A 9,161-nucleotide genomic window follows, 5' to 3' on the forward strand; every position below is an offset into this window, starting at 1 on the left:
GCGACTATGCCGCCGACATTGGCACAGCCTATGTGCCAGCCGGTCCCGTCGCATATGCCAAGGTGCTAAAGAACCGGAGCCGCGCTACATGCGCCAAGCTCCGGTCGGGGGAGGGCGATCAAGCCGCTGCCGGCCTTCGTCCAGCTGCCGTCGCCAGTTCGCGGATACCTGGCTCGATGTGCTGCAGCGCGATCGATGAAATGCCCAAGCGCATGAAACGCGACGGCTTGTCGGTGCGGTCGAAGAACCGGTCGCCGGGCTCGATAATGACGCTGCGCGACGCCGCGGCCTCGGCCAGGCCGCGCGAATCGGTGCCGCGTGGCCCTTCGAGCCAGAGCGACGTGCCGCCGGCCGAATCGGTCGAACGCCACTCCGGCAGGAAGGCGGAAATCGCATGGACCAGACGCTTGCGCCGCTCGTCGAAGGCGCTCGACAGCCGCCGCACCAGCGCCTCGTGATGGCCGAGCGACAGGAATAGCGCGACGGCGCGCTGGTTGTTCGCCGGCGGATGGCGCAGCATGAAGCGGCGCAGCGCCCGAAGCTCGGAGATCAGCCCGGCCGAGGCGACGATGTAGCCGAGCCTCAAGCCCGGAGCCAGCGTCTTCGACATCGAGCCGACATAGACGACGCGGCCTGAACGATCGAGGCTCTTCAGCGCCTGCTGCGGCGCCTCGTCCAGAAGCTGGCTGTCATATCCATCCTCGATGATGATCTGGTTGTAGCGGTTGGCGCGCGCCAAAAGATCCTGCCGCCGCTCGGCCGACAGCGGCACCATGGTCGGGCAATGGTGGCTGGGCGTGACGAAGACGAAGCCGGAATCATTGGGAATGGCAGAGGTTACGATGCCGGAGTGGTCGACCGGAACCGGCTGGATGTCGGCGCCGGCCAGCCGGAAGATCGAGCGTGCATCGGGATAGCCGGGGTCTTCCATCGCCACCTTGGAGCCCTTGGTCATCAAAAGCGTCGCCAGCATGTAAAGCGCGTTCTGGGCGCCCAGCGTCACGATGATCTCGTCCGGATTGGCGAAGATACCGCGCCGCGGCAGCAGCCGCGCCTGGATCTGCTCGATCAACAGCGGATCGTCGCGGTCGACCATGTCGGACGCCCAGTTGCGGATTTCGAGCACCGCCAGCGCCATGCGGTTGCACTCGCGCCATTCGGCCGTCGGGAAAAGCGCCGGATCGAACTGGCCATAGACGAAGGGGTAGGACGACTTGATCCAGTTGTCGTGCTTGGCCGGCGGCGGCATGTCGCTGGCCGCGATCTGCCGGCGCGCCTTCCAGTCGATCTCGTTGGCCTGGTCGGGCGCCTTCTGGTGCGGCTTGGCCGGCGTCGCCAGCACTTCGGGATTGACGAAGTGGCCGCGCCGCTCGCGCGCCACCAGGAAACCCTGGTCGACCAGCTGCTGGAAGGCCAGCACCACGGTGCCGCGCGCGACGCCGAGTTTCTCGGCAAGAATCCGGCAGGACGGAAGCGGCATCGAAGCCGCGATCTGCCGGTCGAGGATAGCGGCGACGATCGCCTGGCGGATCTGCGCCTGCAGGGTCTGACCGGATTCCGCCGAAATCCGGAACAGGCCGGACCATATGGCCGTGTCGTTTCGCTGTGGCATGGGAGATGTTCCTCGATGGCCAGCTTTTTTCACTTGGCTGGACCAGTCGAATGTACCGGTGGCACAAGGTGTTGCGCCAATCAATTTTTCTGATCGCTGGGATTTATGCCAGTGATCCTTTGCGCCGGCCCGCGCTGCGCTGCGGCATCGCTGCGCATTGAAACAGATGGAATTCGACCCGATAGTTTGCCGCGACGACACGCGCCGGAAACATCCGGCCTGATAAGATGCATCTCAAGAGATCGGAGCGAAGCAGTGGATCAATCGTCCTTTCAAAAGCAGCTCGACGCGTTGCGCGATCATCGTGCGGCCAAATCGGGCTCGATGCGCGAGGCTTTCGCCGCCGATCCGCAGCGCTTCGAGAAATTCTCCGCCAGCGACGGCGACCTGCTGCTCGACTGGTCGAAATGCGCGGTCGATGCGTGGACGATGGAACTGCTGGAGAAGCTGGGTGCGGCCGCCGACCTCGAAGGCCGGCGCGCTGCGATGTTTGCCGGCAAGAAGATCAACGTCACCGAAGACCGCGCCGTGCTGCACACGGCGCTGCGCAATCTGACCGGCAAGGGCATCGTGCTCGACGGCCAGGACGTGAAGGCGGAAGTCCTCGCCGTGCTCGACGCGATGGGCGCCTTCGCCGATGCGGTGCGTTCCGGCAATGCGGCCGGCGCGACCGGCAAGAAGATCACCGACATCGTCAACATCGGCATCGGCGGCTCCGATCTCGGCCCGGCCATGGCGACGCTGGCGCTGGCGCCCTATCATGACGGCCCGCGCGCGCATTACGTGTCCAATATCGATGGCGCGCATATCCATGACACGCTGAAGGGCCTTTCTGCCGAAACCACCCTGTTCATCATCGCTTCCAAGACCTTCACCACCGTCGAGACGATGACCAATGCCGAGACGGCGCGCAGATGGGTCGAGAGGGCGCTCGGCACGGAAGCGGTCGGCAAGCATTTCGCCGCGGTCTCGACGGCGCTCGAGCTGGTCGCCAAGTTCGGCATCGCAGCCGACCGCGTCTTCGGCTTCTGGGACTGGGTCGGCGGCCGCTATTCGGTCTGGGGCGCTATCGGCTTGCCGGTGATGATTGCCATCGGCCCGAAGAATTTTCGTGCCTTTCTCGACGGCGCGCATGAGATGGACGAGCATTTCCGCACCGCGCCGCTGGCGGGGAACCTGCCGGCGCTGATGGGCCTGATCGGCTGGTGGCACCGCGTGATCTGCAAATATCCGGCTCGTGCCGTCATCCCCTACGATCAGCGCCTTTCCAGGCTGCCGGCCTATCTGCAGCAGCTCGACATGGAATCGAATGGCAAGAGCGTCACCCTGGATGGTGGCGCTGTAACGACGCCGACCGGCCCGCTGGTCTGGGGCGAGCCCGGCACCAACGGCCAGCACGCCTTCTTCCAGCTACTGCACCAGGGCACCGACTTCATCTCGGTCGAATTCCTCGCCGCCGCCGTCGGCCACGAGCCGGAACTGAAGCATCACCACGACCTTCTGCTCGCCAATTGCCTGGCGCAGTCGGAAGCCTTCATGAAGGGCCGCACTCTGGAGGAAGCCCGCGCGCAGATGCTGGCGAAAGGCATGAAGCCCGCCGACGTCGACAGGATTGCTCCGCACCGCGTCTTCTCCGGCGACCGCCCCTCGGTGACGATCCTCTACAGGAAGCTCGACCCCCACACATTCGGACGGCTGATTGCCCTCTACGAGCATCGCGTCTTCGTCGAAGGCACGCTGTTCAACATCAACTCCTTCGACCAATGGGGCGTCGAACTCGGCAAGGAACTGGCGACCGGGCTGCTGCCCGTCGTTGAAGGCAAGGAGAATGCCGCAAAGCGGGATGCCTCGACGGCTGGATTGGTGGAACACATCCACCGCTTGCGTGGCTCGGAGTGAAAAGCTTGGCGGACATCAAGGGAATATTGTTCGACAAGGACGGCACGCTCGTAGATTTCAACGCGACATGGCTGGGCATCGCCGACTTCATGGCGATGGATGCGGCCGAAGGCGATCGCTGGAAAGCAGACAGGCTGCTTGCGGCGGCGGGCTTCGATTTCGCCGCCAAGCGCTTCAAGCCGGATTCGATTTTTGCCTCCGGCACCAACATGGATGTCGTCGAACTGTGGTTCCCGCGGCTGTCCGATGAGGACCAGATGCTTGCCGTCGCCCGCTTCAATGCCATCACCTCGGCGCAAGGATCGGCGATGGCCGTGGCGCTGCCGGGCGTGGTCGAGACGCTTGGGCTGCTTCACAGAAAATCCTACCGGCTTGGCGTCGCCACCAATGACTCAACCAGCGGCGCGGAAAAGACCCTGGTCACGCTGGGCGTCGCGCAGCTTTTCGAAGCCGCCTATGGTTACGACGCGGTGGCCAATCCAAAACCGGCGCCGGATACGATCCTTGCCTTCTCGGATCTGACAGGGCTAAGGCCGGCAACGATCGCCGTGGTCGGCGACAACCGTCACGATCTGGAAATGGCGCGCGCCGGCGGCTGCGGCCTGGCGATCGGCGTGCTGTCCGGCACCGGCACACGTGAATCGCTATCGCAGATCGCCGACGTCATCCTGGATTCGGTTGCCGATCTGCCCGATTTTCTTGCGGCCCGAGTCAGCGAGACGGCTTGAGCGCGCAGCTATCCGGCTCGAACGAAAACACGCCGCTTGGTTTCATCGCCGCATTCCTGCCGGCGCCGACATCCGGCACCTCGTATTCGGCCAGCAGGCGAAGCCGCGAGCGGGGCAGATAGGCGCGGCCCGGATCGCCGATCAGCACGGCGATGCCGGCAGCAAGGCAGCGGTCGAGGAAGGGAACGACCCGGCCGGCAAGATCGTGGGCGTAAAACAGGTCGCCGACCATCACGATATCCACTGGTGGCGGCGGACCGCCGGTGATGTCTTCGCCAATGATCATGATAGCGACGCCGTTCGCAGCCGCATTGAGGCCGAGCGCGGCCACGCCATTGCGGTCGATCTCTGTCGCGACGACCTCGCTGGCTCCGGCCTTTGCCGCAGCGATGCCGACAAGGCCCGAGCCGGCGCCGAGGTCGAGCACGCGCCGCCCAGCCACGGTCTCCGGCCGGTCGATTATGTAGCGGGCGAGCACCGCGCCGCCGGCCCAGGCATAGGCCCAGTACGGTGGCTCCGGTTCAGGTCCGTCTTCTTCGATCCCGTGTTGGTTCCACTCGACAAGCCGCCTGAGCCCGCTTCCCGGATGGGCGGTGTAAAGCTGGATTTCGGGAAGCGCGGGCACGGCGGTGATCCGCATGTTCGCCCGGATGAAGTCTGCCGGGTCTGGACGCGAACCTATATCCCCGGTGTTGGCGCCGGCGATGCAATCGCTCAAGCTGCGCCTAGCTCCGCAACGCTCGTCGCAGAATCTTGCCGACCGGTGTCTTCGGCAGCTCGGGGCGGAACTCGATATATCTGGGTCGCTTGTAGCCGGTCAGGTTCTCGCGGCAATAAGCCGTCAGCATCTCGGCGGTCAGTGCCGGGTCCTTCTTGACGACGAACAGCTTCGGCACTTCACCCGAATGCTCGTCCGGTACGCCGATCGCCGCCACTTCGAGCACGCCCGGATGCTGCGCCACCACCTCCTCGAGTTCGTTCGGATAGACGTTGAAGCCGGAAACGAGGATCATGTCCTTCTTGCGGTCGACGATCTTGGTGTAGCCACGCTCGTCCATGAAGCCCATGTCGCCCGACTTGAAGAAACCGTCCTCGGTCATCACCTTGGCGGTCTCGTCCGGCCGGTTCCAGTAGCCGGCCATCACTTGCGGTCCGCGAATGCAGATTTCGCCGACCTCGCCGAGCGGCAAATTGTTGCCGTCGTCGTCGCGGATGGCGATCTCGGTCGAGGGCAGCGGCAGGCCGATCGTGCCGGTGAAGGCTCCGTCGCTGAATTTGTTGGCGGTCGCCCCCGGCGAGGTTTCGGAGAGCCCGTAGGCTTCGCTGATCGGGCAGCCGGTCAGCGCCTTCCAGCGCTCGGCGATGCCCTTCTGCACCGCCATGCCGCCACCCAGCGTCAAGATCAGCGGCTTGAAGTCGAGCTTGCGAAAATCCTCATTGTTGAGCAGGGCATTGAACAGTGTGTTGAGGCCCGGGAAGATGTGAATCGGGTATTTCTGCAGCTCCTTGACGAAGCCGGGAATGTCGCGCGGATTGGGAATGAGCACGTTCTGCGCGCCTTGCTGCATGCCCATCATCGCGTTCACCGTCAGCGCAAAAATATGATAGAGCGGCAGCGCGCAGAGGAAATTCAGATGCGCCGGCTTCGGCTTGACCGTGTAGGCGTCTTCGACCCACAGCGCGTTCTGCGCGACGTTCGCCAAAACATTGCTGTGCAAAAGCATCGCGCCCTTGGAGATGCCGGTCGTACCGCCCGTATATTGCAGGAAGGCGATGTCGGCGGTCGCGACCTCGGCGGGTTTGAAGGCCACGCCGGCGCCGGCCTTCAATGCGGCGTTGAACTTGACATGGCCGGGCAGCGACCATGCCGGCACCATCTTCTTGACGCGGCGCACGACGAAGTTGACGATTGTTCCCTTGAGCCCGCCGAGCATATCGCCCATCGTCGCGACCACGACATGCTTGACCGCGGTCCTGGCGATCACCGCCTGCAAGGTGCAGGCGAAATTTTCGAGGATGACAATGGCTTGAGCGCCGGAATCCTTGAGCTGGTGCTCCAGCTCGCGCGGCGTGTAGAGCGGGTTGATGTTCACCACGACATAGCCGGCGCGAAGCACTGCCATCATCGCGACCGGATATTGCAGCACGTTCGGCATCATCAGCGCGACACGCGCGCCCTTCTGCAGCCCCTTTGATTGCAGATAAGCGCCAAAGGCCGCCGACTGTCGCTCGAGATCGGCATAGGTGATCGATTTGCCCATGCAGACAAAGGCCGGCCGATTCGCAAACTGCTTGCAGGCGGCGACGAGAAAGTCGCCGATCGAGCTGGAGGGCAGGGCGCCGATCTCGGCCGGCACGATCTTTGGATAACTCTTGAGCCACGGTTTTTCCGGCAGGCCGGCGGCCAGCGACGTGATCGCCTTCGGTAATCTCTTGGCCGGACCTGCCGGCGGTTTTGGCGCAGTCGGCACTGCCTTCGCCGCCGGCTTGGCAGCAGCGGCGGACTTTGCGGGGGTCGCCGTCTTACTGGCTGCCGGCTTGGCAGACTTTCCAGCCGCGGTTTTCGCCGCCGGCTTCGCGCTTGTCTTCGCGGTAGCCTTCGGCTTGGCGGCGGCCGCTTTTGGCTTGACCGCTTTCGATGTTGCCTCGGCCTTTGCTTTCGCCGGGGTTGTTGTCTTTGCCGGTTTTGCCACCTGTCGCTCCCTCAATCGTTCTTATTGTTTCGGCACGCTTGAGCGCCACCGCCGCCCCTGGCGAACAAAGGTATCCCACGCTGCCGCAATGTCCGGAACCTGGGAAATCCAGCACGCCGTCCATCTATCTATGTATTGCCACTAGCGGCGGCCGTGCAAGCCTCGCCCACCTGGCAGTGCGGCAAGACTTGCCTTCAAACCTCTCGGCCGCGACCGGGTTTCGGACGGGCATCTCTTGGCATCGCTGCCGAACCGAACGGCTGGATTCCCCGAATTGGCGGCATCGCCGATCAACAAAAAATTGAGGTCGCTAATAATGTCGTGATCTGCGGATTCGGCTCGTTTTTTCCACAATCCGCCGCATGCCGGAATTTTTTTCTGCTTCCCGTGGGTTAGGCAAACAAGCAGTTCCAAAGCTAGAAAAACGGTGCTTATATGCGCGCTTCGCGAGCCTGATAGAGGGGCTTGGAAGAACATCAGGGAGTGCTCAATGAAAAAGAAACTGACTTTTGCAGCCGCGTTGCTGGCTGCAAGCGTCCTCGGCGGCATGGCCAATGCAAAACAACTGGTCTATTGCTCGGAGGCATCGCCGGCCGGCTTCGACCCGTCGCCATGGAGCGGCGGCAACGACTTCGACGCCTCGTCGCGCACTATCTATTCGCGCCTGGTCGAGTTCGAGCATGGCAAGACCACCATTTCGCCCGGCCTCGCAGAGAGCTGGACGGTTTCCGACGACGGTCTCGAATATACATTCAAGCTTCGCCCGGGTGTGAAATTCCAGACGACCGACTATTTTACGCCGACTCGCGACCTCAATGCCGACGACGTGATCTTTTCCTTCGAACGCCAGTGGAAGAAAGAAAGCCCGTGGTACAGCTATCTGGAAGGCACCGGCTGGGAATATTTCACCGGCATGGGCTTCCCCGATCTCCTGAAGGAAATCGTCAAGGTCGACGACCTGACCGTGAAATTCGTTCTGAACAAGCCTGAAGTCGCCTTCCTGCCTGACCTCGGCATGGATTTCGCCTCGATCGTCTCCAAGGAATATGCCGACCAGCTCGACAAGGCCGGCACCAGGCAGCAGTTCACCCAGAAGCCGGTCGGCACCGGTCCGTTCCAGTTCGTCGACTACCAGGTCGATGCGGTCATCCGCTACGCCGCATGGGACGGCTACTATGGCGGCCGCCAGAAGATCGACGATCTGATCTTCGCCATCACGCCCGATCCGGCCGTGCGCGCGCAGAAGCTGAAGGCAGGCGAGTGCGATATCATGTCGTACCCGGCGCCGGCCGACATCGCCGGACTGCAGGCCGACACGAACCTCAAGGTGGACGAGCAGGAAGGCCTGAATATCGGCTACATGGCTTACAATACGACGCAGCCGCCCTTCGACAAGGTCGAGGTCCGCAAGGCCCTCAACATGGCGGTCAACAAGAAGGCGATCATCGACGCGGTCTATCAGGGCGCCGGCGCGCCGGCCATCAACCCGATCCCACCGACCATGTGGTCCTACAACAAGGACATCAAGGACGATCCCTATGATCCAGAGGCGGCCAAGAAGATGCTGGCCGACGCGGGCGTCAAGGATCTGTCGATGAAGATCTGGGCTATGCCGGTCAGCCGCCCTTACAACCCGAACGCCCAGCGTGTCGCCGAACTGATCCAGGCCGACTACGCCGCCGTCGGCGTCAAGGCGGAGATCGTCAGCTACGAATGGACCGAGTACCGCCAGCGCGGCAAGGCCAAGGATCGCGACGGCGCCTTCCAGCTGGGCTGGACCGGCGACAATGGCGACCCCGACAACTTCCTGTTCCTGCTCGGTTGCGATGCCATCGGTCAGTCCAATTATGCGATCTGGTGCAACCAGGAATTCGAAGGCCTGCTGAAGAAGGGCAAGGCGACAACGGACGTCGCCGAGCGCACCAAAATCTACGAGGAAGCCCAGGTCGTGTTCAAGCGTGAGGCGCCGTGGCTGACCATCGCCCACTCCAAGGTCTTCATGCCGATGAACAAGAAGGTTTCGGGCTTCGTTATGGACCCGCTTGGCATTCACCGGTTTGACGGCGTCGACGTCACCGAATAAGTCCTGAGAAATTGAACGGCGGCGCGGGGCTCCCCCCGGCGCCGGTGTTTTGAGCAACATGCGCCGGTTTGTAATCCACCAGCGAGCCCTGATAATCCCCCCCCTGGTAGGCCTATAACGGGCGGGGGTCGGTTTATGTGTGTTAT

The 9,161-nt window shown here is 63.0% G+C and carries 8 protein-coding genes; 4 read left to right on the top strand and 4 right to left on the bottom strand.

What is annotated here, in order from left to right; genetic code table 11:
- Positions 1–118: 118 nt before the first annotated feature.
- Positions 119–1,612, bottom strand: coding sequence for a MocR-like pyridoxine biosynthesis transcription factor PdxR (gene pdxR / locus NKJ08_RS25365; RefSeq protein ID WP_352522667.1), 1,494 nt, complete (start codon positions 1,610–1,612; stop codon positions 119–121).
- A gap of 5 nt (positions 1,613–1,617) precedes the next feature.
- Between pdxR and NKJ08_RS25370 the strand changes: the two genes are divergently transcribed.
- The 3 genes from NKJ08_RS25370 to NKJ08_RS25380 all read left to right on the top strand — a co-directional run bounded on the left by NKJ08_RS25370 (position 1,618) and on the right by NKJ08_RS25380 (position 4,239).
- Positions 1,618–1,773 carry a hypothetical protein gene (locus tag NKJ08_RS25370; RefSeq protein ID WP_254816186.1) on the top strand — a complete coding sequence of 52 codons (156 nt, stop codon included), beginning with the start codon at positions 1,618–1,620 and terminating at the stop codon, positions 1,771–1,773.
- A 94-nt stretch (positions 1,774–1,867) separates the two neighbouring features.
- Positions 1,868–3,511, top strand: a complete 1,644-nt coding sequence (gene pgi / locus NKJ08_RS25375; RefSeq protein WP_352783912.1) for a glucose-6-phosphate isomerase — start codon at positions 1,868–1,870, stop codon at positions 3,509–3,511.
- Between the two features lie 5 nt (positions 3,512–3,516).
- Complete coding sequence (locus NKJ08_RS25380; RefSeq protein WP_352522669.1) at positions 3,517–4,239, top strand: HAD family hydrolase; 723 nt, start codon at positions 3,517–3,519, stop codon at positions 4,237–4,239.
- Here the strand turns inward: NKJ08_RS25380 and NKJ08_RS25385 are convergent.
- The 3 genes from NKJ08_RS25385 to NKJ08_RS25395 are packed head-to-tail and all read right to left on the bottom strand — an operon-like array spanning position 4,223 to position 7,056.
- Positions 4,223–4,957, bottom strand: a complete 735-nt coding sequence (locus NKJ08_RS25385) for a class I SAM-dependent methyltransferase (RefSeq protein ID WP_502896163.1) — start codon at positions 4,955–4,957, stop codon at positions 4,223–4,225. The two genes, NKJ08_RS25380 and NKJ08_RS25385, sit on opposite strands and share 17 nt — an antisense overlap.
- Positions 4,958–4,964: 7 nt before the next feature.
- Complete coding sequence (locus NKJ08_RS25390; protein WP_352776250.1) at positions 4,965–6,710, bottom strand: long-chain fatty acid--CoA ligase; 1,746 nt, start codon at positions 6,708–6,710, stop codon at positions 4,965–4,967.
- A 52-nt stretch (positions 6,711–6,762) separates the two neighbouring features.
- Positions 6,763–7,056, bottom strand: a complete 294-nt coding sequence (locus NKJ08_RS25395; RefSeq protein ID WP_352522671.1) for a hypothetical protein — start codon at positions 7,054–7,056, stop codon at positions 6,763–6,765.
- Between the two features lie 366 nt (positions 7,057–7,422).
- On the opposite strand from NKJ08_RS25395, the gene NKJ08_RS25400 reads away from it, so the two are divergent.
- Positions 7,423–9,015 carry an ABC transporter substrate-binding protein gene (locus tag NKJ08_RS25400; RefSeq protein ID WP_352522672.1) on the top strand — a complete coding sequence of 531 codons (1,593 nt, stop codon included), beginning with the start codon at positions 7,423–7,425 and terminating at the stop codon, positions 9,013–9,015.
- Positions 9,016–9,161: the final 146 nt, after the last annotated feature.

It is taken from the genome of Mesorhizobium sp. M0244, assembly GCF_040321795.1.
Taxonomy (GTDB): domain Bacteria; phylum Pseudomonadota; class Alphaproteobacteria; order Rhizobiales; family Rhizobiaceae; genus Mesorhizobium.